Here is a 26,182-nt window from a genome sequence, read left to right on the forward strand (position 1 = left end):
TGCGCTACCGCCCCCGGTAGCGACGGCTTCACCCGACTCCACCGCACCAGACATCGCCCCCGCCCAGCGGCCGACGAACACCCCGACCGCGGCCACCGACCTGCTTGGCGAACTGGCGGACCTGCCACACCCCGCGCCGCCCGTACCCCCAATCGAGCCGGAGAACGATCCCGTTCCTTCCGTCCGCTCCTCCGGCTTTGAGTCGCACGACGCCGAGGCGGCACCGAGCGGACCGAGGTTCCGGCCCACGGAGCAGGCGGACCTTGCCCCCTCCGGGGAGGCCGCCCGAATCAAGGCGAACATCGCCGCGCTGCGGGTGCTGCGCACGCTGCAAGCCGACCAGCGGCCCGCCACCGTCGACGAGCAACAGGTACTCGCCCGCTGGTCCGGATGGGGTGCCGCCCCCGCCGTCTTCGACCCGGACCGCGACGACAGCACCTACGTGTGGGCGCGGGAGCAGCTTGCCGAATTGCTCGACGAGACCGAGTGGCGCGCCGCGCGACGGACGACGCTCAACGCACACTACACCGACGCCTCCGTCGTCAAAGTCGTGTGGGACGCCGTGCAGCAGCTCGGCTTCACCGGCGACGACGTACTCGAACCGGGATCCGGCAGCGGCAACTTCATCGCCTTTGCGCCGGAGCATGCGCAGATGGTCGGTGTCGAGCTGGACCCGGTCACCGCAGCCATCTCTGCGGCCCTCTACCCGGACGCCCGGATCCTCAACGAGAGCTTCGCTGACACCCGCCTTCCCACGGGTGCCTTCGATCTCGTCGTCGGAAACGTTCCCTTTGGCAAGGTCGCGTTGACGGACCGCCGGCACAACCCTGGCGGCCATAGCATTCACGACCACTTCATGATCAAAAGCCTTCACCTGCTGCGGCCAGGCGGGCTCATGGCGGTGCTCACCTCGCATTTCAGCATGGACCGGGCGAACCCCGCGGCCCGCCGGGAGATCACCGGACTCGCCGACCTGGTCGGTGCCGTTCGGTTGCCCTCAAAGGCCATGGCGAGAGCTGCTGGCACCGATGCCGTCATGGACGTACTGATCCTGCGCCGTCGTGAGGAGGGCCGCCCCGCCACCGCCACCCGGGAGTGGGAAACCACCCGGCGGATCACGTTGGGCGAGGATGAGGTGCGCGTCAATGGCTACTTCCTCGACCGCCCCGGGCGGGTGCTCGGCCGGCTCGGCACCGGCGGCCTTTACAGCGGGGACGAACTGGCCGTCGTCGGTGACCGCGACTGCGCCCCGGCCCTGCGCGCTGCATTGCAGGAGATCGTGGCGGAGGCGCAAGCCCAGGCGCTGACCTACAGCCCCGCCCGGCAGGCCACGCAGTCGCAGCCGATCGCGTTCGTCGCTGCGGCGGAGCAGCAGCCCGATGGCTACCTGGCGCTGCGCAAGGACGGCACGTTCACCCGGGTGATCAACGGCCAGGACGAGCCGTATGCGCCGCCGAAGACGCAAGGCGACGAACTGCGAGAGCTGCTGCGGCTGCGCAACCTCGCCATGCGGCTGCTGGAGGCGGAGGCAGCGACGCTAGACGACACCGAGGAAATCGGCCGTCTTCGTGCCCAGCTCGGCCGCCGCTACGACAGCTACGTTTCCCGGTTCGGGCCGATCAACCGCTACAACACCTACGAGACGGGCAAGGTCGACGAGGAAACCGGCGAACCGATCCTGCGGCGGGTCGCCCCCGCGCAGGGCGGATTCCGCGCCGATCCGTTCTCCAACCTCGTCTACGCCCTGGAGCGCTTCGACGAGGCATCGCAGGTCGCCTACAAGTCCGACATCTTCACCACCCGGGCGATCGCTCCTCGCGCACCGAAGCTCGGCGCGGAGACGCCCGAAGACGCCCTCGCCATCTGCCAGGACGTGTACGGCCAGATCACGCTGGAGCGGGTGGCGTGGCTGCTTGGCCTGGACCAGGAGGACGCGCGTCAGCAACTGGGCACCCTGGTCTTCGACGAGCCCGGCACCGACCGGCTCGTCCCGGCAGCGGAGTACCTGTCCGGCAACGTGCGGATCAAACTGGACCAGGCCCGCGCCGCAGCCGAGCAGGACGAGCGGTACGCGCCCAACGTCGAGGCCCTGACCGCTGTGAAGCCCGCCGACCTCACACCGGAGGAGATTCGCGTCCGGCTGGGCGCGAGCTGGGTCAGCGGCGAGACGGTGCAGCAGTTCCTGCAGGAACTCCTGGACGACCCCACCCTCGCCGTCGAACACGGCGTCGGCGCAGCCGACTGGACGGTCACCTCGAAGCGGCGCGCCACGACCCTCGCCACAAGCACGTGGGGAACCGAGCGGAGATCCGCAGTCGACATCGCCGAGGACCTGCTGAAGCAGCGGCCCGTGCGCGTCTACGACGTCGATCCCGTCACGGAAAAACGCCGGTTGAACGCCGACGCCACACTCGCGGCCCAAACCAAAGCGACCGAAATCAACGAACGGTTCAGCGACTGGCTGTGGGGAGAGCCGCAGCGCGCCAACGCCCACCTCGCCATTTACAACGAGCGATTCAACTCGCTCGTCCTGCGCTCCTACGACGGGGCAAAGCTGACCCTGCCGGGCCTGGCACTCACCTTCAAACCACACCCGCACCAGTACAGCGCCGTGGCTCGGATCGTCAACGAGCCGTCGGTCGGACTCTGGCACGAAGTCGGTGCCGGAAAGACAGCGGAGATGCTCATGGGGGCGATGGAGTTGCGTCGCCTCGGCCTGGTGCGCAAGCCGATGATCATCGTCCCGAATCACATGTTGGAGCAATTCAGCCGGGAGTTCCTCCAGCTGTACCCCCAGGCGCGGCTACTTTCCGCCAGCAGCGCGGACCTGACCGCGGACCGTCGCCGGCTGTTCCAGGCCAGGGTGACGACCGGGGCGTGGGACGCGGTCATCATGACCCACCGCGCGTTCGAGCAGGTGGCCATGTCGCCGAAGTACCAGCGCACGTACCTGAAGTCGAAGATCGAAAAGCTGGAGCGGCGGCTGGCGTCGGCGGACGCCGCCGGTCAGAAGCGGCTCGTCAAGCAACTCGAAAGTGCCATCAGTCGGGCCGAGGAACGGATCAAGAAGAAGCTCAACACGAAGAAGGACCCCGGCCTGACGTTCGAGATGATGGGCGTCGACTACCTGTTCGTCGACGAAGGCCACCTGTTCAAGAACCTGGAGAGGCCGAGCCGAATCCCGGGCATGGGCATCCCCGGATCCAACCGGTCCACCGACCTGGACATGAAGCTGCGGTGGCTGCGCGAGACCCACAACCGGGTGGGCACCATCGCGACCGCGACCCCCGTGGCGAACTCGCTCGGCGAGGTCCACACCATGCTCATGTACCTCGCCCCGCACCTCATGCGTTCACTGAACATCGACGAGTTCGACGCCTGGGCGGCGACATTCGGCGAGACGGTCGAGGGAATCGAAGTCGTCCCCGAAGGCGGCGGCCTACGCATGAACAGCCGCTTCGCCAAGTTTTACAACGTGCCCGAGCTGCTGCGGTTGCTGCATCAGGTCGCAGACGTCAAGACAGCCGAAGACCTAGCCCTGCCCGTACCAGCGCTCAAGCAACGAGAGGACGGTCAGCGTCTGCCCCGCACGGTCGTCATACCCGCCAGCGACGGGCTGAGCGACTACCTCACCGCCCTGGTCGACCGGGCCGACAAGGTCCGGCGCGGCGACGTCGACCCCACCGACGACAACCTGCTGAAGATCACCCACAACGGCCGCTCCGCCGCGATGGACCTGAGGTTGGTGCCACCCACGGCAGACGAGATCGCCGACGTCCTGCGCCGCTTCGAGGTCCTCGATGACGAGCCAGCCGCCGCCGTGGCGGCGAACCTCGCCGCCCTGTGGTCCCGGCAACGGCCCAACCCTTTGGACCCCACTACTGCCGCATGGCCCGGCGAGGTGTGGCACGACGAGGGCGAGACGCTGTGGTCGGGACAGTTCGACCACGCCACGGAACAGGCCCTGCTGCACCTCTCCGACAGCCACGACTGGAGCGCCGGCACGCTTTCGAGCAGCCAGATCCTTGACACGCTGACCAACTACGCCGGGCTCGGTGACCCCGACGTCCGGCAGCGGGTGGCCGAGCACCTGATCGACCACTGGGCGACCGAGCCACCGTACGCGCAAGCCGGAAGGAGCGTTATCTGGCCCAACAGCGTTGAGGACGCCACCGGCCGCGTGGTCTGGAGCGGAAGCCTGCCACACACCCTCAGGCAGGCCCTCGCCTTCGCACACCTGGAGGCAGACGCCGGTCATCCCGTGACCGCGGACCAGCTCGCCGGGCTGATGGACACCTACGACCGCCTCGCGGACCCGGCGATCCGCCAGCGGCTCGCGGGCGAACTCGCCAGCCTCTGGAGCGAGCAGCCTCCACCAGGACCACACGTCGGCGACGACGGGCAACGGGCGGCGGCGACGGCATGGCCAGGTCCAGTCGTCGCTCCGCCTGGGCTGCTGTGGTCCGGGCCGTTCAGCGAGGAAGTCCAGTCCGCGCTGCTCGCCATCCGCGGCATAGACCCCGAAGCGCCGAGCAAACTGGCCGCCGCGGCGGAGACCATCGCCCGCGTGTACGCCGAACACCGCGACGACATCTTCAGCGACAGCGACGGCCAACCCCATCCGCGTCCCGGTGCGCTTCAGATCGTCTTCAGCGACCTCGGCGTACCGGCGGCCGGCTGGAACGCCTATGACGAGCTGCGAGAGCAGCTCGTTGCTCGTGGCGTGCCCCGAGGGCAGATCCGGTTCATGCATGAGGCCGGCAACGACGCGGAGAAAGCGGCCCTGTTCGCCGCCGCCCGCGACGGACGCATCAGCGTCCTGATCGGCAGCACCGAGAAAATGGGTGTCGGCACGAACGTGCAGCAGCGCGCGGTCGCCCTGCACCACCTGGACTGCCCGTGGCGGCCAGCGGACCTCCAACAAAGAGAAGGCAGGATCCTCCGACAGGGCAACCAGAACGCTGAAGTCGAGATCATCCGATACGTCACCGAAGGCTCCTTCGATGGGTTCATGTGGCAGACGGTGGCGAGAAAGGCCGAGTTCATCGCGCAACTCATGCGCGGCCGGCTCGACGTCCGCGAAATCGAGGACATCGGCGACGCCGCGCTGTCATACAACGAAGTGAAAGCGCTGGCGACCGGCAACCCTCTGCTGCTCGACCAGGCCGCACTGCAAGCAGAAGCGACCAAATTGGAGCGCATGGAGCGCTCGCACCACCGGGAACGCGATCGGATGGCCTGGGTCCGGCGCGAACGTGAACAGGACATCACGATCCTGCGAACCGAGATCGAGGAAGCCACCGCAGCTCGCGCCCGTCGCATCGACACGAGCGGAGACAAGTTCCGCATCACCGTGCTCGGTCAGAGCACCGGAGAGCGCAAGCAGGGCAACCTCCTCCTACGCGACGCGCTCAAGGCGCTCACCGCCCCGCCCCCGCGCGGCGAGCAGGAGGTCGCCACCATCGGTGGATTCCACGTCGTCGCCGAACATCGGTGGATCGAGGCCCAGAACCGGCGCCTGCTGTACGTCAGCCTGCCCGACCTGCCCCGAGCCGAGTTCGCTCTCTCGCCAGCCGAGCTGGACAACGCGGACCTGGTCAACCGGTTGGAAAACCGGCTACGTGGACTCGACGCCATCGTCGGGCAACTGCAACGCGACCTCACGGCCAAGGAACAGGACCTCGACCGGATCACGAGCGGTCTGGACGCGCCCTTCAAACACGCCGACGCGCTGCGCACCGCCCTCCTTCGGCTGGAGGAGGTGAACGCGCAGATCGCCGACGCGAGCAAGTCCCAATCGCCAACGACGCCGGCTGCCTCCGCCGAGGCCATAGCGGCACCGAAGCACGTCGACCCGGCCATCATCCGCACCGGCCGTCCCGGACACCCCGACGGCAACGACACGATCCAGATCCTCACCCTCACCGCCGCCGCCATCCAGACCTACGGCTGGGTGTCCCGCCGGGACGCCGACGCCAGCGACGGCAAACTCGTCCCAACCGCCGCCATCGTCGACACCGCCATCAACGGCGACGGGTACGACGCCACCGGGCTGCGGCAGGAACTAGAGGCCGCGGTCACCGACGAAACCCGCGCCTACGCCGTGGCGACACGCGAGTACGCCATCGCGCTATCCGAACGCGACGCGAGCGACTACGCCTACCAACTCCGGCTCGCCGCCACGGAAGACACCGTCGGCCCACGCCACTTCGCCACCCTGGTCTCCGCCGTCTCCAGCTACCAGCGGCACCTGCAAGACCAAGCCATCCGCCACACCACGGCAACGTCCGCCTGGCAGGGCCAGAAGGGCGACAAGGTCAGCTTCGACGCCCGTGTCCTCGCCGCTCGCCGCTACAACCGACACCGACGTGGTGGCGGCCAGTCCGCCGCCACCACGCTCTACCTCGCCGACGCATCCGGAAACCTGTGGACGTGGCGAGCACCCAACCTCAACGCCTTCCGCGACGGCACATACGTCCACGTCAACGGCAAGATCAAGGGCCACGACACCACGGACGGCCACCGGCAGACCGAACTCGGCCGGTGCCTACTCACCCCGATCGACCAGCCCGCAGACTGGCCCGGGGCGCACAAGGACACCACCAACCCGCCGACAGAAGCCGCCCCACCCCCTGCTGAACCTGAACCTCGCCGTGCCGAGCCGCCGCCGGACCGGGCGCAGCAACTCACCGAGACACCTGAACCGTCGGCAGAGTCCGCGGGTACACCGCCAGCTGCCACCGTCGCCGTGACGGCACCGGTCAACCTCGATGCCTGGGCTGCCGGCCCCGGGACACGCGCGAGCGCAGACGACATCACCTGGCTCTCCGACGTGCTGACCGGTCTGGCCAATGATCCCCGGACGCAGATGTGGGCGCTGGCCAACTCCCTGGACAACTTCACGCACCCATTCGCCGACATGCTCGCCAACACCTTCATGGACGCCTTCGAGGAGCGCATCGACCTCCTCCGGTGGGCCTACTTCGGCGACAAGCAGGACCAGGCCGCGTTGCAGGAAGCCGCCACCGAAGCAGTCCACGCCGCAGTTCGATCCGCGGCCGGTGTTCAGGCCATCGCCGCTCGGGCTGAGGCGGAACCGGAGGCAACCCAGCCCGCCGGCATACCGGACGACGACGAGCCGCACGTCGATCCCGACCACACCGCAGAGCCCGAGCGCAGTGTGGGTACGCCGGGTCCCGACCAGGCAGAACCTGCAAGCAGCGATGACCTCGATCAGCGGGAGCAGCAGATCCGTTATCGCCAGATCGCACTGAAGATCGAGGAGCACGCCGCCGGATACCACCGGAGCACCGGATCAGCGCACCGCTACATCGCCGAGATGGTCGACGCTACCCCAACGGAACTGGAGTGGATCAAGACCCACATCGCGGACCACCCCGAGGTACTCGGGTTTCCGTACCGCACGCCGGCGCAGTGGGATCAGGTCCGGCAGCGGCGCGGCGAAGAGGCATTTCAGCAGGCCGAGGCCGCCCACGCCGCAGGCGACCTGACCAGCGCACTGGACTGCCTCGACGAGGCACGCGCATGCGGTGTGCTCTCCCTCGCCGAGTGGCACGCGGGCCGCGAATACGTGCTCACCCACGCCACCAAGGAGATTCCGTCCCCGCCGTCCCCGCCGACCCCGAGCCCCGAGACTCCGGATCGTCGCGAAGAACCTCAGCAGCAGACGCCCCACGACGTCGCTTTCACGGACCGGCAAACCCGGGTACGGCAGCGTCAACTGGTACTCGCGCTCGAACAGTACGGCCCCGGAGACGAGCAGAACCCAGGCGACGGGCAGCGGTGTGCCGCCGAAACAGTGCGCGCGACGGAGCAGGAGCGCAAGTGGATGGCCGACTACGCACAGGCCAACCCCCAGGTGCTGGAGGGCGAACGCCTCGGCGACGCACGCATCCACGACATCAATCGCAAGGCCGGACGGAAAGCATTCGCGGCTGCCACCGAAGCGATGAGGCGCGGCGACTTCGACCTCGCCCTAGCACGGCTCGACGACGCCGAGGTGCACTGCCCGGAAGGCCACCCGGACCGAGGCGGCACCTGGGATCACTACCGTCGTATTGTGCGATCCAAGGCAGGGGCCTCCGCCGAGGGAGAGCCGGGGACAGCCGCTCACTCGGGATCTGGGCGGAAGGATTCGGCGATACAGGAACGTTCAGGGCCGGCAGCTCTGGCGAGGGCCGGCCATGCCGCACGGCGGCCCGCGCTGACGGCCGATTCCAGCCGGGCACCGGCAGATCCTGCTCCGCCGGCGACTACCACGCGCAACGCCCATGGACGTTGACCAGAACGCGACTCGCTGCCATTAGGGAACGGCCGGGCAGGGTGACCACGGGGGAAGTCACCCCGCCCGGCGATCCCGCAGCCGTAGGAGTCGCTCCGGCCGGCGACAACTGGCCAATCGGTTGTTGTCGCACCAACCTCATCTCTGCCCGAGACGCCGCGAGCGGGACCGGCCCACCCAATCGGCATACCCGTCGTTGTGGCTCGTGAGGAGTAGGAGGATCGATCGGTGTTCGGGTAGACCGCGGACGCGGCGACGTCCATATGCGGCTCTGGACAGTTTGCTGCCCGGCACCGGAATTGACGGCCGCCTGTCACCCGGGGCCGAGCGTGCCCCAGTGCAGCGCGACGACCACCACCATCGCGGCGAGCACCATGAACGGCCCGTGCGGGATCGCGTCCTTGCGTCCGGCTCGCCCGGACGCGAGCAGCGCTACGGCGGTGAGCCCCGTGAGCACCAAGGCAAGGAAGGTGGCGAGCGCGACCGCAGTCCACCCTATCCAGCCGACGCCGATTCCCAGCCCGAGTGCGAGCTTGGCGTCGCCGAGACCGAGACCGCCCCGGGTCAGCAGTGACATCAGCGCATAGAACGTCGCGGCGCCGGCACCGGCTGCGAGCGCTCCGACCAACCGACGTGGCTCGCCAGAGGTGATTGCCTGTGCCCCGAAGGTGACCAGCGTGCCAGCCGCGAGCAGCGCGGTCAATCGGTCCGGTAGCCGGTGCACCGCGATGTCGACGACCACGAGCGTGCCGCCTACCAGCACGATCCAGCCGTACCCCAGCAGGACCAGCGGTTCGTCAACCATCGCCGCAAGGGCCGCCAGCGACAGGCCGGTCGCGACCTCGACCGACGCCAGCGGAGGCCCTATCCGCGCCCCGCACCCGCGGCATTGCCCCGACCACAGCCGTGCGAGGCCTCGCCACGAAGGCCCGGCGCCGGCAACCAGGGGTTCACAACGCTCACACGCCGCGCTTCGGGCCGGTCCGTTGCGCATCGAGTAGCGGATGGCCGTCACCCGCATCACCGGGCCAGCTGCTACCGCGAGCCCGACGGTGAGCGGCACCACCAACGGATTCATCCCGGTCACGATCCTGGTCGACGGTCCTCGTCTCGGACATGTGAGTCGCTTCGGTGCAAGGCCCGGCCCAGGTTCCGGATTGTCTCTAGCCGCCGTCGTCCCGCCCGCGTGAGTGTCAGCAGCCGATGGCCCTCTGTGAAGGTCTCTCGCGCGAGTCCGCTGTCCACGAGGCGGCGGACCGTGCGGGTGATCTCGCCGTCGCCTATACGGTTGCCCGTCCACTCGGTGATCGCGCTACCCAACTCGCCGTACCGCATCGGACGCTCGCCAAGGCAGACCACCGCTCCGATCACATGTTGATATTGAAGAATATCCCGAATCTCCAGCAGATCTCCGAATTCCACCCCGTCCCCCGTACCGCGTTGCCTCCACGTCATCGGGTGTCGGCTAGCCGACAGTAAGGCACCAGTGTGCAGGCGGTAGTGACCTTGGTGTCAAGGGAAAAGGCAAATGGATCGCGTTGTGCTCAGGCTATTCCCAATTAAAGGTGCTTATCGATTTTATCCGACAGGTGTCCGTTCGACCGGATGACCCGTCTTTTGCTTGACCCCATCAAGATCGATAACGCGTTCTACCAAGGAGCAGACCTCGCGACCTTTGTTGGTCAGGGTGAGCAAGGGGCTTCCGCTGGAGTCTGGATCTGTCGACCCGCGCACGGCGCCGGTGGCCGCCAGGGTCGTAATTGCCGTGTCGATCGCATCACCGTACGTGCACAGTTCTGGACAGTCTCGGGGCCGGCGGCCGTCCCGGGCGGCAAGAAGAACGTCAACGACCAGTGGAACGCCGAAGAAGTCAATCACGGTCTGTAATTCGCTGCGGTCGTCGGGCATTCCCCTTTGGCTTCCCGTGAGTGGTGGTTGTATTCGCCGTCATCGTTGATCGGAACTTGATGGCCACAGTGCGACGGTGGTGAGCAGACGGTACCAAGAGGGAACTTCCCTGTCGGTTGCTGAACCCGAGGCAGTCACCGTGGCTCTTACTCAGAGTGATGGATGTTTCGTGTGCGGCCAGGCGACGGGGGCCTCTCGTGAGCGCCTCACCGACCGGCATACCGCCGACAAGCGGAAGATGCGAACACTGGTGAGCGCTCTCATGGGAGCGCACCTGGCGGTGCGTACGTAGGGGAACGCACGGCGGCGACGTACCTAACGGTGCGTAGCGGAGCCCGTTCGTATGCGCTAAGACCAATGGGTGCGTCCGACCGCGCGGGGGAGGTGGCAGGGGATGCCCGATCGTTCAGTGCTCAGTTTCGAGCCGCCTGGCGGCACGCACGCTGCCGGCCTGCTGTCGCTCGTTTCCGCCGACGAAGCTGGAGTGGGGACATCATCTCCACCAGTTGGGCCGTGCCGGCGCGGCCTCGGAGGCAGGGAGGCATCCAGATGACTCGAACCAAGATGAGCGTGTTCGTGGCCTCGCTTGGCGTGGCGCTGTGCGTGCTTGCGGGATGTACGTCGGAGCCTGCCGCCGAGCCGGAGCCCACGGCGACAGGTGGCTCGACGGCGACCGCGGCACCGACGGTCGACGCTGTTGAGGAAGAGGCGCGGCAGGCGGTCCTCGCCGCCTACAACGGCTACCTGGAGGCGTACGTCAAGGCATCGGCCACGGCCGACTACCGCACCAAGGAACTGGCCACGTACGTTGGCGAGCCGCTGCTCGGGCAGTTGCTGAACAACCTGTTCAACATGTCGCGCAGCGGGGTGCACAACGAAGGTCGCCCGTCCTGGAGTCCGATGGTGACCGAGCTGCACCTCGACGCGGGCGAGGCCGTGATCCAGGACTGCTTCGACTCGACGAACTGGAACGCCGTCGGTGGGAAGGCGCAGCCCACCGCTCAGGCGAAGAGGTACCCGGTGGTCGTGAAGGCCAAGCGGGTCAACGGCAAGTGGTACGTGTACGAGTCGACAGCCCAGCGGAGTTCTACATGCTGAGGAGTCGAATCCTGCGCGCCATCGTAGCGTCCGTTGCCGCCACTGTCGTGGTCCTGGGGTTTCAGGCTGCGCCGGCCAGAGCGGACTACTGGGTGTGTCCCCCGGTCGGGGATTGCTACCTCGTGATCGAGAAGCCCGGCGAGGGCGGCGGCGGAACGCCGCCTGGTGAAGGTGGTGGCGACGGTACGCAGGAGTGCACCTCCGGTGGCATCGTGGTGCCCTGTTGGCAGGCCGGTTGGGGGTACTTGAACCCGGCTGACGGTTGCTACTACATCCTCGAATCGCCCCAGCCGGCCGCCGGCGATGAGGCGTGGGCCGGGCATGAGCCTGGCGATGGTGCGGTGTACCGGCAGCGCTGTTTCGGCGACGTCGTCGGCGCCTTGGTGTGGCGTGCGGACCCGCCGCCGGGCACGCCGGGCAGCCTGAGCCCGGCGGAGCTTGCAGCGCGGGCGGTCAAGGAACTGCCGATGCGAGGCGCTCAGATCGGCATCAGCCCGAGCGAGTCCGGCGCCGGGCTGGTGGGCCTGCCGGTCTGGCTGTGGAATGAGGTTACGCCGCAGACGTGGGGTCCGATCACCGCCACCGCCTCGGTTCCCGGGATGTCCGTCACCGCTCGCGGCCAGGCCACGAAGATCACCTGGGATCTGGGCAATGGGCAGGCGGTCACCTGTGACAACCCGGGCACCCGGTACGACAAGGCCAAGCACGGAGCGTCTCGATCGCCGACGTGCGGTTACGACGGCTACTCGCTACCCAGCCGCACCCAGCCTGACGGCCGGTACACGGTCGTCGCCACGACGACGTGGCACGTCGACTGGTGGATCGTCGGCGGCGGTGTGACGGGCACCGAGACGCTGACGCGCGAGTCCAGCACATCCATTCGGATCGACGAGCTACAGGTGGTGACCGGGTGACGACGACGGACGATGTGGCAAGCCTCACCACCGTGACCATTCCGCAGCGGCGGGTAGTCCGCGAGCGCAGCGTGCGCCGAGGGCGGCTGGGCGTGGCGGTCGCCCTCATGGCGGTGTGTGCCCTCGGCGCGGTGGCGCTGTTCGGCTACGTCAGCAGAACCCAGCCGTATCTGGCGGTCGGCAGGGACGTTCCTGTGGGAGCCCAGATCACCGCTGCCGACCTGGTGACCGTGCACCTCACCCCAGATCCGGCAATCGCCGGGGTGCCGGGCGACCGGACCGATCAGGTGATCGGCAAGTACGCCTCGGTGGCGTTGCTGTCCGGCACGTTGCTGAACGCCAATGCCCTGGTCGACAAACCGTTCCCCGCGCCCGGTGAGCAGGTGGTCGGCGTCTCGCTGAAGGCGGGGCAGATGCCGTCGGCGCCGCTGCGGCCAGGAGCGAGCGTGTTGTTGGTGTCCACCGAGGAAGCGGCCCAGGACAAGCCGGCTGCCGCGGCGCCGACGATCAGGGCCACGGTGGTGCACGTGATCGCGGGGGCACGCGACGGCACCGCCACAGTGTCGGTCGCGGTCCGGGAAAGCGACGGACCGGTTGTCGCCCGGCTGGCCGCACAGGGTCGCTTGGTGCTGACCCTGACCTCGGGGAGTTGACGATGGCGGTCATCTGCCTCGCCAGCGCCAAGGGATCGCCTGGGGTGACCACAGCAGGGTTGGCCTTCGCGTTGACTTGGTCGCGGCCGGTGGTGCTCGCCGAGTGCGACCCGGCCGGCGGCGACATCGCGGCGGGTTACCTGCGACATCTGGAGTTGGATGGCGGGCACGGTCTGATGCAGCTCGTGGTGGCCGAGCTGCGAGGACAGGCCGGCGAGCAGTTCTGGTCTCAACTGGTTGATCTCGACCCGCCGCGTACGCAGCGGCTGCTCCTGCCAGGTATCGCGACCCCCGCGCAGGCGGCCAGCCTCGATCCCAACTGGTACGGCCTCGCGAGCTTCTTCGCCTCCCTCGAACACGGTGACCCACGGTTCGACGTGATCGCCGACTGCGGCCGGCTCGTTGCCCCACACACGCCGTGGCCGCTGCTCAGCCGCGCCGACCTCGTCCTGCTGGCGGTGAAACCGACGCTGGCCTCACTCTTGCCTGGCCGCGCCGCCGTGCAGACGCTACTCGCGGGTGCCGGTCCGGGCAGCGACGGCCGGATAGGGCTGCTGGTGGTCGGTGACGGCGACTACGACGACCGTGCTGTGTCCCGGCACCTCGGCGTCCCGGTGATCGCTCATCTTCCCCACGATGACCGATCCGCCCGCGTGCTTGCAGAGGGCGGCACGGTCCGCACACGGCTGCCGTTGCTTCGCGCGGCGGCAGCAGCCGAGGGAAAGGTCATGCGTGCCATCACCGGCCGGCGTGACCGCCTTCACGGCCCAGGAAAGCGGGAGGCCATCCATGCCGACGTTTGAGCACCCACGGTGGCGCGACCCGTCCGATGTGGCTGCCACGATGGAAAGCGCCGCTCGACAGCGACAGAATGGCCACGCCAACGGCAGCCTCGCCGCACGACCCCGGCCTCCGGCGCCCGGCCCGTCGCCGAATGAGCCCGACTACGCCATTATCCGGTCGCTCCAGAACGCCGTCAGCGACGAACTGTCGCGCCTGCTGGCCGGGCGTGAGTACGTCAGTGCTTCGGAGCGAGAAGCCGAGGGGCGGCAGATCGCCTCACAGCGCGTCAGCCAGTACGTCGACCAGCAACGAATGAGCGGCACCCCGCTTAGCGGCGACTACGAGCAGCGGCTGCTCGATGGCGTGCTTGCCGCGCTGCTGGGCCTGGGCCGGCTCGACCGGCTGCTTCGTGAGCCCTTCGACACCATCACCATCCTCGGATGCGACGGCGTGCGAGTCGAGCGTCCGGACGGGCGCGTCGACTTCGAGCCCCCCGTAGCTGACAGCGACGAAGAACTCGTGCTGCTCCTCCAGGCCCTGGCTAGGCGGGCGGGTGGCACCGAGCGTGCGCTGACCAAGGACAAGCCGACGCTGAGCATGGAGATGCCGGGCGGTCAGCGGCTCGCGGCGACGTATCTGGTGACGCAGCGGCCGGTCGCGGTCATCCGTAATCACCAGATTCTCAAGGTCACTCTCGACGAGCTGGTCACCCTGGACCAGACGGACGCGAACAAGAGCGCCATGATCGACCCGCTGCTGCGCGATTTCCTTCGTGCGGCGATGCGGGCCGGTCTCAACATCATGGTCGCCGGTGTACCGGGCAGCGGTAAGACCTCTCTCCTGCGGGCGCTGGCGAGCGAGATCCCCGCCGATGAGTGGATGATCGTCATGGAGGAGGCGCGTGAGCTGGGCCTGCACAAGACCGGCCGCCACCCGTGGGCCGTCTCTATGGAGACCCGGGAAGGTCATGGCGAGCGAGGAGCGGACGGCCGACCGGTTGGTGAGATCACCCTTGATGACCTGATTCCGATCGGGCTGCAGCTCAACGCACGACGGATCATCGTCGGCGAGGTTCGTTCCCGCGAGATCGTCGCCATGCTCCAGGCGATGGGCACCACCAACGGTTCCCTGTGCACGATCCACGCCCGCGAGCCAGGTCTGGTCTTCGACCGCGTCGTGGAGTTGGCGCTCAGCCACCGCGACGAGCGGTCCGACCGGAGGGCCTACCTCCAGGTCGCCAACGCCCTCGATCTTGTCGTCTACGTCAGCATGATCGATGAAAGCGCGATCGGGGGCCGCAAGCACCGCTTCGTGTCCCACGTCGTCGAAGTAGGCGGCTTGGTCGAGGACGGCCGGCCCCGGACCACACAGATCTTCGGGCCTGGCCCGGACGGCCGGGCGGTGCCAATGCACCAGCCGGACCGGCTCAAGCAGCACTTCCTGCTTGCCGGCTACGACCCGACGATCCTGACCGCGCACCGCGGGCGGGGTGCCTGGCCGCGCCCTCTGCCTCGGCTGGGGGTGCGGGCGTGAATCCGATCCTCGTCGCCGCGCTAATCGGTGCCGGTCTCGTCGGCAGTCTCGCGCTCGGGATCAGCGCCATCACCGGAACCGGCGAGCGGGACCGTCCGCCGTCGCGGTGGGCGGCGCGTGCCCGCTGGATCTGGTTCGGACCCGGGACCACCCTCCAATCCCAACGCCGGCACCAAGCCTGGGTGCTCGGCGCGCTCGCCGCCGGCGTCCTCGCCTGGATCATCAGTGGGATACCGGTGGCGGCGCCTCTCGTCGCCGTCGCCGTTCCGGGCGTGCCGTGGCTTCTCTCGGCCGGCCGGGAAGAGCAGCGCACGATCGCCCGGGTGGAGGCGGTGGAGGCATGGACTCGCCGCCTGCGGGACGTGGAGGACTCCGGCGTTGGTCTTCGAGAGGCCATCGTGGACACCGCGCAGACAGCCCCCGCCGCCATCGCCGCCGACGTGCAGTTGCTCGCCGCGCGCATCCAAGCCGGCTGGGACGTCGAAGCGGCGCTCTACGCGTTCGCCGAGGCCCTTCGGGACCCGGTCAGCGACCAGGTCGTGGTGGCCCTCGCGTTGCACCTCAGCGACCGGGGTGCCCGGCTGGCCGACGCGCTGACCGGTATCGCGGAGGCCGCGGCCGACGAGGTAGCGATGCGGCGCGAAACAGCTTCCAAACGCTCCCGCGCACGGTTCCAGATCCGCTTTCTCACCGTCGGATCGGTGTTGCTGGTCGGGTTCGGACTGGCCAGCGGCCAGTACACCGCTCCGTACGCCGAGCCCCGGGGGCAGGTCGTGCTCGCGATCCTCGCGTGCGGCTTCATCGGATGCCTGTGGTGGGCGCGAACGCTGAGCCTGCCGCCGGCCGAGGAGCGCTTCCTCTCCACGAATACAAGCGCCGGAGGGACTTCGTCATGACGCCCACCTGGATCGGCGTCACCGCCGTACTCGGTGCGGGGTTCGGTCTCGCGGCGTTCCTCGCCGTCCACGAACTTCGCCCCGCCAGCCCTGCGCTCGGCCCAGCACTCGCCCGGCTGCAACCACCGACCGACGTGGTGGCTTCCCGGTCGGGCGGGTCGAAGGCCATCGGCCGGCTGGCCGACCGCATGCAGCGGATCATCCCCGCCACTGACCTGCGGCTGCTGGGACGAAGCCCCGAGGAATTCGTCACCAGCCTCATCGTCGCAGGGCTTCTCGGACTCGCCGTGCCGTCAGTCGTGCTCGGCCTGCTGGCGCTCATGGGGCGCGACTTCGGCACCGGCGTCCCGGTCGTCGCGGCGCTCGGCTTCGCCGCGCTACTCATCGTGATCGTCTACCGGGACGTCGGCCGCAAGGCTGTCGTCGCCAGACGCGAGTGCCGCCGCGCCGTCTGCGCTTTCATCGATCTCGTGGCCTTGCAGCGCGCCGCTGGCCGAGGCACCGAGGAATCCCTCAGCAGAGCGGCGAGCAAGGGCAGCGGCTGGGTGTTCGCACGGATTCGGCAAACGCTGCTGCGGGCCGAACTGTCTGTCTCCGCGCCCTGGGACGGCCTGAAAAAACTCGGAACCGACCTCGGCGTGCCGGAACTGGGCGACCTCGGCGACATCATGCAGGCCGCAGGCGTCACCGGTGCCCAGGTCTACCGGACGCTGCGGGCCCGAGCCACATCCCTACGCGCCCAGATTCGGACCGACGAACTGGCCCGCGCCGAGCTGCGCACCTCGCAACTGGAGATCCCCGGCGCTCTGCTGCTGGTCGTCCTCATGCTGCTGGCCCTCTATCCCTTCGCGGCCCGGCTGCTCGCCGCGCCCACCGTCAACTGACCACGATTAGGAGGTTTCCGCGATGGATGCCACAAGGCCGTCCGCCCAGGCTGGGTACGTTCTGCGTCTACTCGCCGCGCTACGCCACGATGACCGGGGCGAAGTCGTGCCGACCGCGATCATCTACGCGATCGCAGCGGTGATCGCGCTCGCACTGCTGACCGCCGCATCGGACTACGTGCTCGGATGGATCGGAATCTGGCCGGACGCCGCAGCCCCGGCCGCACCGTGACGCACACCCGTGTCGGGCGCCTGGGCCGGCGGTCACGTTGGCCCGGGCGTCTGGCCGATGACAGGGGCTCGACCAACATCGAGATGGCGATCCTGTTCCCAGTCTTCGTGATGCTGATCCTCCTCGGTGTGCAGGTGGCGCTGGTCTTCTATGGAAGGACGGTGGCCCTAGCCGCCGCCCAGCAGGGCGCCGCCGCCGAGGCGGCCTACGGCGCCGCCGACGGAGCTGGCCAGACACAGGCCAGCGCCTACCTGACCCGTATGGGTGATGCGGTTAATGACTGGGAGATCACCGTTACCCCCGTCGTTGAGGGCACGCCCGAAACCACCGCAGTACGCGTCACCGTCACCGGCACCACCCTCGGCTGGCTGGGCATGCGGATCCCCATCAGCCAGACCGCCTACAGCCCGATCCAGCGATTCACCACAGAAGACGACTCGTGAAACGGAAACCAGAGAGACAACGCGGCTCAGTCACCATCGAGCTGGCCATCCTGGCACCCAGCCTGCTGCTGGTCGCCGCCTTCGCCATGCTCGTCGGCCGGATCTCCCTGGCAAACGCCGCGCTCGACGCGGCAACGTACTCAGCGGCGCGAACCGCATCGCTCGCCCGCGACGCGACCACCGCACAAAGCCGCGCGGAATCCTCGATCCACACCACACTCGACGCCCAGGGCATCAACTGCCTCAACCTGCTCGTCACCGTCGACACCGGCCAGTTCGCCCGTGACGTCGGCGAACCTGCCAGCGTGACCGTCACTGTCGAATGCCGCGTCGACCTGTCCGCCGGCGCGATGCCAGGCATGCCGACCTCGCGGTGGATCACCGCCGTCTACAGCTCTCCCCTCGATCTATTTCGAAGTAGGTCCGGATGAACGGACGCCGCTGTGCACACCCCCCGACCGGCCGCGATGCCGGTCGGATCGGGCTGTTCTACGCGATCGTCCTGCCGGGCCTGATCGCCATGATCGGTCTGGCGGGCGACGGTGCCGGGTACGTCCGCACCACCCAGCGCGCCCACAACATCGCCGCCGAAGCCGCGAGGGCGGGCGGCCAGGCGATCCGGCTTCCCGAAGCTATCAACGGCGAAACGAAGGCCGTCGACACCACGAAAGCCATCGACGCCGTCGGGGACTACCTCACCACCGCGGGCATCAGCGAGTGGCAGGCCACCGTCGACGACGACGGCCAACAACTCACCGTCACCGTCACCGTTCACTACGACCCACTCCTGGTCGACGTCCTGCCCGGCGTCACCACGATCCCCGCACACGCAACCGTCACCGCAACCCTGCTGGTGGGATGATCCATGGCCAAACCGGCTCGCAGCACTCCACGCCCACGCCGCCCGCGCGCCGTCGGCCTCACCACCCGCATCACCGCCCAGCTAGGCATCCTGGCCACGCTCGGCGGAATCCCCTACGCCCTCTACGCCCTAGCCGGAAATCCTCTGCCCGACGAGTTGCCGTCCTGGTCCCACCTCGGCGAGTTGCTCACCACCCCCGACGACGGCAGCGTGCTACTCACCGCGATCACCTGGGTCGGATGGATTGGCTGGGCATCCTTCGCCCTCCCGCTGCTCGTGGAGATCATCTGCCACATCTTCCGCTGGCGACCCCCGCGAATCCTCGGCCTCGCATGGCAGCAACGTCGCGCAGCCGCGCTCGTCGCCGCAGCCCTGTCCATCGGGGCAGCGCCAGCCGTTGCCAGCGCAAACGCGATCACTATGCCGTCCACGCCCCCAGGGATCGCCGCCACACATACCCCCACGACTGCCACCCATGTATCCCTGAATACGACGCTGGCGACCACCACCGTCAGCGAAAAGACCGCCACGGCGAGGCCGACGTACGAAGTGGCGCGCGGGGACTGGCTTTACCACATCGCCGAACGATTCCTCGGCGACGGGGACCGCTACGTCGACATCGCCGCGCTCAACCCGGCCTTCAAGAAGGCCGATCCTCGCTTCCCCGACCACATCGTCGCCGGGCAGGTGCTGAACCTTCCCACCGACGCCACCGACAGCGGCCCTCGGCGCCACGCCACCGGCAAACTGCGCACGCCCCCCACACCGCCTACGGCCGAAGAAGTCCCGCGCGGCGCTCCGTCGCAGCAACCCGCCCCGGCCACACCCACGGTCCCGACGCCACCAACCACGACTCCGGAGCCGTCGTCGACGGCCAGCGCCCTGCCGACATCGGAGGCATCCGTGTCGGCGCCACCGGTGCCCACCGAGCCGTCAACGCCCGATCCTGCCCCCACATCAATCGTCGACGACGAGCCGGCCGACGACGCCGACGGAAGAGATTTCGACGTCGCGCTACCCATCACCGCAGCGCTGGCGACCGCCGGCCTCCTTGCCGCACTCCTCCTGGCTCGTCTGACGCAACGCCGACGTCGTCAACGCCAGCACCGCCGGCCCGGCCGCCGAATCCCCACGCCCAACCCCACCATCGAACGGCGTGTCCGAAACGCTGCCCAACCGGTCGACGTCAACCGGCTCGACCACGCTCTACGGACACTGGCCACCGGCCTCCGCGATCACGACCCCGACGACCTGCCCGACCTCGCCGCTGCCTGGCTCTCCGGAGGCGAGGTCCACCTCATGCTCGCCCACGCCAACACCTCCGCGCCCCCACCCTTCCAAGCAGACAGCTCCGCGATGGACTGGATGCTGCCGGCCACGGCCACCCTTCCCGACGTCGAAGACACCCTGGCGCCACTGCCGGTCCTCGTCACCGTCGCATCCCGACCCGGCGGCGACCACCTCCTCATCGACCTCGAACGCACCGGCCTACTTACAATCGGTGGCGAGCCCGAACGCAGCATGGACCTGATTCGATACATCGCAGCCGAACTGGCCACCAACCAGTGGAGCGACGACGCCGAAGTGGTGCTCGCGGGCTTCGACCCCGTTGACGTCGACCACCTCCTCGCCATCGGCGGCAACCGGATCACCGCAGCCACCTCCACCGCCAATGCCATCGAGCGCGCCCGACGTCGCGCCGCAGCCAACGCCAAGGCAATGACCGACACCGGCATCATCACCACCTTCGCCGGGCGGGTCGCCGACATCGTCGCCGACGCCTGGATGCCGCACGTCCTCCTCATCGCAGACACCACGAACGTCGAAGAGCAACTCGCCGCCCTCGCGGACGAACTCCGCCTGGCCGGCAGATGCGCCGTCGCGGTCGCCGCCGTCACCGAAACCCCGACCACCTGGCACGTCGACGTCCGCGCAGACGGCAGCCTGGCCATCGACTGGCTCAGCATCACCAACACCGCCGCCACCCGACTGCCCCGCGACCAACTCGCCCGCCTCGCACCCGTCATGCGCGCCGCCCGCGCTGCCGCACCCACTGACGACCAGCCAGGTGACGAACCCGTTCCCGCCGCGACCGATCCGGATCCATGGGCCGAGGGCACCGACGCACACGGGCACCTCCTCGACGCCGACAGCGCACCGGATGACGTCGAGGACAACGAACCGGCCGACCCCGACCACCATGCCGTACACGAAAACCCGACCGGCGCGTACTCGACAGCAGACCAACACGCACAAGAAAGGCGACCGGCCGTGCCCGAACCCGACCGCAGCACCCCGGCGCCCACCCAAGCCGGCACCACCGCGACGCAACCAGTCGACATCGCGGCTCTCACACCGATCACTAACGGAGCGACCGCCCCCGCACCCGCAGTCCCGAACCGGTCCCGGGAACCCCATGACCCAACCCTCGATGAGGACCTCGACGCCTGGTATCGACCGGACCCGCACCGCCCGCGCATCGCCATCCTCGGCCCCGTCGACGTCCAAGCGCCCGGCGAGATGCCTGACGAGCGTATTCGCTTCTACTCCGAACTGGTCGTCTACCTAGCGCAACGCGGCAGAGCAGGAGCAACCGGCGAACAAATCGACGACGCCCTCTGGCCAGAACGTGGCGTCAACGCACGAAGCCGCCGCGTCGCCATCAGCAAGGTACGCCGCTGGCTCGGGGAGACCGCTGAGGGCACCCACTGGCTGCCCCCTAACGCCGGGGCGGACCGGCTCTACCGCCTCACTCCAGGCGTCCTCCTCGACTGGCAACTGTTCCGCCGCCTCCGCGCCCGCGGCGAAGCCAGGGGAGTAGCGGGCATCGCAGACCTGCGCCAGGCACTCGAACTCGTCCGAGGCGAACCGCTCGCCGGTGCGGAACTGCCCTACTCGTCCGGCTACCGCAACCCCTACACCTGGCTACCGGGCAGCGACGTCCAACCGCACAACCTCGCCTCCGCTGTGGTAGATACCGCCCACCAACTCGTGGATCTCTATCTCGCTGTGGGAGACACCACCGGCGCCAGATGGGCCGTAGAACGAGCCTGGCTCGCAGATCCTGCCCGCCTCGATGACCATCCCTGGATCGACGCCATGCGAGTAGCACGCGCCGACGGCCGTTCAGCCGAACTTCGCGCGCTCCTCGACGACCTCGTACGCACCCGGGAGGCAGAGGTCCCGGAAGACCTGTCGCCAGACACGTACGCAGCCGTCCATGAGTTGGTTGGCGACCTTCTGAGGGCCGGATGACAGGAACTCGGTGCCCATCACCTGCCTTCCAGGACGTGCTTGCCGTTGTTGATATCTACCGGTATGGGGTAGTCGCCGGTCAGGCATGCGGTGCAGAAGGTACGGGGGGCGTTGCCGATGGCGGTGAGCATGCGGTCTAGTTCGAGGTAGGCCAGGGAGTCGACGTCGAGGTATTGGCGGATCTCTTCGACTGTGCGGTTGGCGGCGATTAGCTTGCTGCGGTCGCTGGTGTCCATGCCGAAGAAGCAGGGCCAGCGGTAGGGCGGGGACAGGATTCGTAGGTGCAGCTCGGCGGCGTCGGCCCGGCGGAGCATTCTCAGCGTCTCGCGCAGGGTGGTGGCTCGAACGATGGAGTCCTCGACGACGACGAGTCGTTGGCCGGCGACGTTCTCTGCGACCGGGTTGAGTTTCATGCGGACGGCGTTTTCGCGTAGTTCCTGGGTAGGGGCCATGAAGGTTCGTCCGATGTACCGGTTCTTGACGAACGCGTCGCCGTAGGGGATGCCGGATTGCTGCGCGTAGCCCTGGGCGCCGGGGATACCGGACTCGGGTACGGGAACGACGAGGTCGGCGTCGACGGGCGCCTGGGTGGCCAGGTGCATGCCCATCCGCCGCCGGGCACCGTGGACGCCCTGCCCGCCGAGCCGTCCATCGGGCCGGGCGAAGTAGACGAACTCGAAGGAGCAGAAGCTGGGGTTGACGTCGCCAGAGAAAGGTTGGGTGCTTCGGACTCCAGCTTTGTCGATGATGACCATTTCGCCGGGGCTGATCTCGCGGACGGTGTCCGCGCCGACGGTGTCGAGCGCGGGCGTCTCTGAGGCGAGGATCCAGCCGTGCGGGTGTCGGCCGAGGATCAGCGGCCGGAAGCCGTGGGGGTCGCGGACGCCGATGAGCCGGTTTTCGTCCATGATCACGAACGAGAATGCGCCGCGGAGGTGGGGCAGTACCTGGGCGAGCGAGTGTTCGAGCGGGTCGACGCTGCAGCAACGGGCCGCGCGCTTCGAGCCAGCAGAAGCTGAGCAGGGCCGGCCTCACCCAGTTCGTCACCGCCGTCATCTGCGCTCCGGACAGCGGGATTGCGAAACCCCACGCCGCTGCCTTCCGCGCCTGCAGCCGGGCACTGAACGTCCACCCCACACGATGCCTTCACATCGGCGACAACTGGCAGACCGACATCCAAGGCGCTCAAACAGCCGGCCTGATTCCAATCTGGATCTCCCACCAGCCGACGGACATCCCACCGCACCCGGCGACCGTGCCCCGGTACGGTACCCCACCGTCACCCACGCCATCGGCGACCTACTTCACCTCCTACCGCCCACCCCTCTCGAACGACGTGGCCGACTGACAACGCCTGCCACAACAGCAGCGAGCCACCACTCCCATAACCACGACCGGGAACAACGATGAGGAACACCCGTGACTCCGCTCCGTACGCCAGCCTCGCAACGACGACCGCGGACATCCCGAACGGTACGACTGACGGCGGCGTTGGTCTCCCTCACCATCGCCGTGACGCCAGTCCTCACCGATCCGATCCACACCGGCCCGCACCGTCGCACCGCTGACGCGACGCCGATCCCCGCAGGCAGGGACGCGGCCTCCGACCGTGGGGACATTGCCGCTCCGTCGCCGATGCCCCCGGCCCCGACTAGCACGCCATGGATTCCGGCAGGCCCGGTGCTGACCCGTCTGGCCAGCAGCCCTAGCACCGCACCCGCCGACACCACCAGCGGCAGGTACCAGTACGTCGAACGCCGCACCTGGTACCGCGACATCACCGGCCCATCTGGACCGGCCGGATGGCCGCAGCGCATCCGCGTCGACCAACTCTGGCGCACCGACGACGCCGCGAACTGCCGGCAGGTCAGCACCCAGATCAGCACCACCGGCTGCACCCCGGACGGTCCAGACCACAGCTGGACAAGCCAGAGCGGGGGCGACCGGTTCGACCAGCCACCACCGACCAGGGCCGCCGACCTGCGGTCCCACCTGCTCATCACCGCCGGCCCCGACCGGGACCGCCCGGGGCACCTCATCGGCGGCGTCGCGATGCTCTACGAACGTCACGCCCTCACCCGCCCGGTCCGTGCCGCGCTCCTCCGGCTCCTCGCCGAGCACCCCGGCCTCCTCGTCCAAACCGGCGTCACCGACCGCGTCGGGCGGACCGGCATCGACATCGCCCTGCCGTACACCGACCGTTCCGGCGTGCCACGACGCGACGTCCTCACCATCGATCCGAACACCGGCCAGCTCCTCGCCGCCTTCACCACCATCACCGGTCCCGTCCCCTCCACGGATCCGCTCCTTGGGCCCCACGCCCGGGACGCGATCGCCGCTGAAGCCGACAGCTACCGGCTCTACACTGACAGCCGCCGCACCCCGGACACCCGCACCCCGCCGGCAGGCTGCCAACACCCCGCCGTCACACGCTGCCTCACCAGCCCTTGCTCGCGGCACACCCGCTCCGACCGCGCCTGAGCATGGACGATAGGGCGATGTCGTCCCCGCGTTCGTTGAAGCGCGACCAGCATCCGTCATGGGGTGACATGGTCAGCCGGGCCGAGCGAGCGAGTGTGAAGGTAAGCGAGATCGTTCACGACACCGACAAGGCACTCGTCGCCATCGGGACCCGCTGCGGGCACCGGGTGGTCGTGAAACTGCTGACCAGCCGCGACCCGTACTGGATCAGCCGGCGCGACCACGAACTCGATATGTACTCCCGGTTCGAGGTTGATCCTCCCGGCGTCGACGTGCCCAGGCTGCTGTGGGCCGACCAGCAGCTCACCGTCCTGACCGCGCTACCCGGACAGCGGCTCTACCACGAGCGGCACCTCACCCACGACATCCCGCCAGCACAGGCCGAACTGGTCGCGGACACTGTCCAGCAGGTCACGCGGTGGGCGCCACGGCACCCGCTGCCCGAACCCGTCGACTACCACCAGCGCATCGACGACGAGCACGCGGCGCAGCTTCTCGACGGCCGCGACCAGGCAACCCTGCATACCCTCGTCGACCGCGCCGGACCTGCCCGCACAACCCAACACGGAGATCCCCTTCCCGCCAACCTCCTCATCCACGACGGCGGTTGCGGACTGATCGACTGGGAACACGCCGGCGCCTACCTGCCCGGATACGATCTTGCGCTCCTACGCGTCATCGCCACGGTCGCTAGCCCGACCCTCACTCGTGTGATCGCCCGCCGGGTCGCCGCCGCCGACATCACCGTCCCCCACACGGTGAACTACCTGCTGCTGGTCTGCCGCGAGATCCGCATCCACCTGTCCCTGCCGCCCGGCGCGGTGATCGCCGCCCGGCTGCCCATACTGCCGACCCTGCACGTCCAGGCCCACCGCGAGCTGCGCGCCCTCACGTCGTAGCCGATGTGCTCGCCGACAGCTTCATGGCCCGGCAATTCCCTCGGGTTCGGCAGTCAGTGCAGCCCAGCTTGGCGTAGCACGTCCCGCAGCCCGTACCCATCGTCAACGACGACATCCGGCTCGAACCCCGACGTGGGCACCGCCCGGGCGGTGCGCGACGAACGCATGAGGATCGCCGTCCCGGCTCCGGCGTGGCGGGCGCAGGCGATGTCACGGTCGATCATGTCGCCGACGAACCAACACTTCCCGATCGGTACGCCGATCGTGTCCGCCGCGCGCCAGGCCAACTCGGGGTTCGGCTTGCGTACCCCGACCTCATCGCTGTACAACTCGGCGGCGAACAACGCACCGAGACCTACCGAGGCGAGGAAGTCCCGGTGAGCGGCCCCACTGATCGCGTTGCTCACCACGACCATCGGAATCCCACCCGCCGCCGCTGCCTGTAGTGCTTCGTTGATGCCGTCGCGTACGGTCCAGTTGTCGCCCCACGCCCACGCGTAGCTCAACGACACCGCCTCCGCCCGCACGGCAGCCCGCGCCGCCTCCGGCCACCCCACGGTGATGAACTCGTTCCAGACCTGGTCGTGGCTCGCCTCCCGCGGACCCCGTTCGCGGCTGGTGTCATCGCGCCAGCGCGAATAACGACGGGCTCCGTCGGTGATGTCCCGGACAATCGTGTCGACCGGGACGGCGTGTCCCGTGAGGGTGTGCAGCCGCTGAACCAGGTCGGGGGGGTGTCCCTATGGTTTTGGTCAAGCGGGGATGGGGCTTGTTGGCCGTGGTTGGTAGGGGATCTTGTCGCGGAGCATGGCGAACAGGACGTCGCAGCGGCGTCGGGCGAGGCAGATGAGGGCGGCGTTGTGGCGTTTGCCTTCGGCGCGTTTGCGGTCGTAGTAGGCGCGGCTGACGGGGTCGGTGAGGGATGCGAACGCGGCGAGGAAGAACGCGCGTTTGAGGTGTTTGTTGCCGCCTCGGGGTGGGTGTTCGCCGCGGATGCTGCTGCCGGAGCGTCGGGTGACGGGGGCGAGGCCGGCGTAGG

General features: G+C 68.6%; 21 protein-coding genes and 1 pseudogene. 17 read left to right on the forward strand and 5 right to left on the reverse strand.

Going from position 1 to position 26,182, the window contains the following annotated elements; translation table 11 throughout:
* The first annotated feature begins 316 nt into the window (after positions 1 to 316).
* Positions 317 to 8,302, forward strand: coding sequence for an SNF2-related protein (locus tag B118_RS29535; RefSeq protein ID WP_050592790.1), 7,986 nt, complete (start codon positions 317 to 319; stop codon positions 8,300 to 8,302).
* 313 nt (positions 8,303 to 8,615) lie between these two features.
* Here the strand turns inward: B118_RS29535 and B118_RS32710 are convergent, their stop codons facing one another.
* On the reverse strand, positions 8,616 to 9,380 hold the full coding sequence (locus B118_RS32710; RefSeq protein WP_238323878.1) for a prepilin peptidase: 765 nt from the start codon (positions 9,378 to 9,380) through the stop codon (positions 8,616 to 8,618).
* Positions 9,381 to 9,907: 527 nt separating this feature from the next.
* Between B118_RS32710 and B118_RS0107500 the strand changes: the two genes are divergently transcribed.
* The 13 genes from B118_RS0107500 to B118_RS0107560 all read left to right on the forward strand — a co-directional run bounded on the left by B118_RS0107500 (position 9,908) and on the right by B118_RS0107560 (position 21,763).
* Positions 9,908 to 10,189: a hypothetical protein gene (locus tag B118_RS0107500; protein ID WP_028192592.1), complete on the forward strand. Its 282-nt coding sequence runs from the start codon at positions 9,908 to 9,910 to the stop codon at positions 10,187 to 10,189.
* A 570-nt stretch (positions 10,190 to 10,759) separates the two neighbouring features.
* Positions 10,760 to 11,308: a hypothetical protein gene (locus B118_RS0107505; RefSeq protein ID WP_028192593.1), complete on the forward strand. Its 549-nt coding sequence runs from the start codon at positions 10,760 to 10,762 to the stop codon at positions 11,306 to 11,308.
* A 122-nt stretch (positions 11,309 to 11,430) separates the two neighbouring features.
* The gene (locus tag B118_RS0107510; RefSeq protein WP_050565395.1) at positions 11,431 to 12,222 is read left to right on the forward strand and encodes a hypothetical protein; all 792 of its coding nucleotides are present in this window, start codon (positions 11,431 to 11,433) and stop codon (positions 12,220 to 12,222) included.
* The gene (locus B118_RS28050) at positions 12,219 to 12,875 is read left to right on the forward strand and encodes an SAF domain-containing protein (RefSeq protein ID WP_050592791.1); all 657 of its coding nucleotides are present in this window, start codon (positions 12,219 to 12,221) and stop codon (positions 12,873 to 12,875) included. The genes B118_RS0107510 and B118_RS28050 overlap by 4 nt, the downstream gene beginning before the upstream one ends.
* A 2-nt stretch (positions 12,876 to 12,877) precedes the next feature.
* Complete coding sequence (locus B118_RS0107520; protein ID WP_028192595.1) at positions 12,878 to 13,678, forward strand: CpaE/TadZ family protein; 801 nt, start codon at positions 12,878 to 12,880, stop codon at positions 13,676 to 13,678.
* Positions 13,665 to 15,191: a TadA family conjugal transfer-associated ATPase gene (locus B118_RS0107525; protein ID WP_028192596.1), complete on the forward strand. Its 1,527-nt coding sequence runs from the start codon at positions 13,665 to 13,667 to the stop codon at positions 15,189 to 15,191. The genes B118_RS0107520 and B118_RS0107525 overlap by 14 nt, the downstream gene beginning before the upstream one ends.
* On the forward strand, positions 15,188 to 16,087 hold the full coding sequence (locus B118_RS28055) for a type II secretion system F family protein (protein WP_043541076.1): 900 nt from the start codon (positions 15,188 to 15,190) through the stop codon (positions 16,085 to 16,087). Before B118_RS0107525 ends, B118_RS28055 begins: the two co-directional genes overlap by 4 nt.
* Positions 16,084 to 16,971: a type II secretion system F family protein gene (locus tag B118_RS0107535; RefSeq protein ID WP_028192597.1), complete on the forward strand. Its 888-nt coding sequence runs from the start codon at positions 16,084 to 16,086 to the stop codon at positions 16,969 to 16,971. The genes B118_RS28055 and B118_RS0107535 overlap by 4 nt, the downstream gene beginning before the upstream one ends.
* Positions 16,972 to 16,993: 22 nt before the next feature.
* Positions 16,994 to 17,203: a hypothetical protein gene (locus B118_RS0107540; RefSeq protein ID WP_018790569.1), complete on the forward strand. Its 210-nt coding sequence runs from the start codon at positions 16,994 to 16,996 to the stop codon at positions 17,201 to 17,203.
* On the forward strand, positions 17,158 to 17,646 hold the full coding sequence (locus tag B118_RS28060; protein ID WP_080678028.1) for a TadE family protein: 489 nt from the start codon (positions 17,158 to 17,160) through the stop codon (positions 17,644 to 17,646). The genes B118_RS0107540 and B118_RS28060 overlap by 46 nt, the downstream gene beginning before the upstream one ends.
* Positions 17,643 to 18,077 (forward strand): TadE/TadG family type IV pilus assembly protein, encoded by a 435-nt coding sequence (locus tag B118_RS0107550; protein ID WP_018790567.1) that lies wholly within the window; start codon positions 17,643 to 17,645, stop codon positions 18,075 to 18,077. The genes B118_RS28060 and B118_RS0107550 overlap by 4 nt, the downstream gene beginning before the upstream one ends.
* Positions 18,074 to 18,508, forward strand: coding sequence for a pilus assembly protein TadG-related protein (locus B118_RS0107555; protein WP_028192598.1), 435 nt, complete (start codon positions 18,074 to 18,076; stop codon positions 18,506 to 18,508). The genes B118_RS0107550 and B118_RS0107555 overlap by 4 nt, the downstream gene beginning before the upstream one ends.
* Before the next feature lie 3 nt (positions 18,509 to 18,511).
* Complete coding sequence (locus B118_RS0107560) at positions 18,512 to 21,763, forward strand: LysM peptidoglycan-binding domain-containing protein (protein WP_028192599.1); 3,252 nt, start codon at positions 18,512 to 18,514, stop codon at positions 21,761 to 21,763.
* A 17-nt stretch (positions 21,764 to 21,780) separates the two neighbouring features.
* Here the strand turns inward: B118_RS0107560 and B118_RS28065 are convergent, their stop codons facing one another.
* Together B118_RS28065 and B118_RS33415 are read right to left on the reverse strand one after the other, a co-directional pair.
* Positions 21,781 to 22,518 carry an amidophosphoribosyltransferase gene (locus B118_RS28065; protein ID WP_337588115.1) on the reverse strand — a complete coding sequence of 246 codons (738 nt, stop codon included), beginning with the start codon at positions 22,516 to 22,518 and terminating at the stop codon, positions 21,781 to 21,783.
* 54 nt (positions 22,519 to 22,572) lie between these two features.
* Positions 22,573 to 22,713 (reverse strand): annotated as a pseudogene (locus B118_RS33415) (amidophosphoribosyltransferase); the annotation flags it as partial.
* On the opposite strand from B118_RS33415, the gene B118_RS29985 reads away from it, so the two are divergent.
* The 3 genes from B118_RS29985 to B118_RS0107575 all read left to right on the forward strand — a co-directional run bounded on the left by B118_RS29985 (position 22,686) and on the right by B118_RS0107575 (position 25,143).
* Positions 22,686 to 23,111, forward strand: a complete 426-nt coding sequence (locus B118_RS29985; protein WP_155256539.1) for an HAD family hydrolase — start codon at positions 22,686 to 22,688, stop codon at positions 23,109 to 23,111. The pseudogene B118_RS33415 and the gene B118_RS29985 overlap by 28 nt on opposite strands.
* Before the next feature lie 332 nt (positions 23,112 to 23,443).
* Positions 23,444 to 24,244 (forward strand): hypothetical protein, encoded by an 801-nt coding sequence (locus tag B118_RS0107570; protein WP_155256540.1) that lies wholly within the window; start codon positions 23,444 to 23,446, stop codon positions 24,242 to 24,244.
* Positions 24,245 to 24,261: 17 nt separating this feature from the next.
* Positions 24,262 to 25,143 carry a phosphotransferase gene (locus tag B118_RS0107575; RefSeq protein ID WP_162173347.1) on the forward strand — a complete coding sequence of 294 codons (882 nt, stop codon included), beginning with the start codon at positions 24,262 to 24,264 and terminating at the stop codon, positions 25,141 to 25,143.
* 53 nt (positions 25,144 to 25,196) lie between these two features.
* On the opposite strand, the gene B118_RS28070 is transcribed toward B118_RS0107575, so the two are convergent.
* Both B118_RS28070 and B118_RS0107585 read right to left on the reverse strand, forming a co-directional pair.
* Entirely contained in the window at positions 25,197 to 25,700 is a 504-nt protein-coding gene (locus tag B118_RS28070; protein ID WP_162173348.1) for an HAD family hydrolase, read from the reverse strand.
* A gap of 195 nt (positions 25,701 to 25,895) precedes the next feature.
* On the reverse strand, positions 25,896 to 26,182 hold a 287-nt coding region (locus B118_RS0107585; protein WP_028192602.1), incomplete at its 5' end, for an IS110 family transposase.

It is taken from the genome of Salinispora pacifica CNR114, from assembly GCF_000514775.1.
GTDB lineage: Bacteria > Actinomycetota > Actinomycetes > Mycobacteriales > Micromonosporaceae > Micromonospora > Micromonospora pacifica.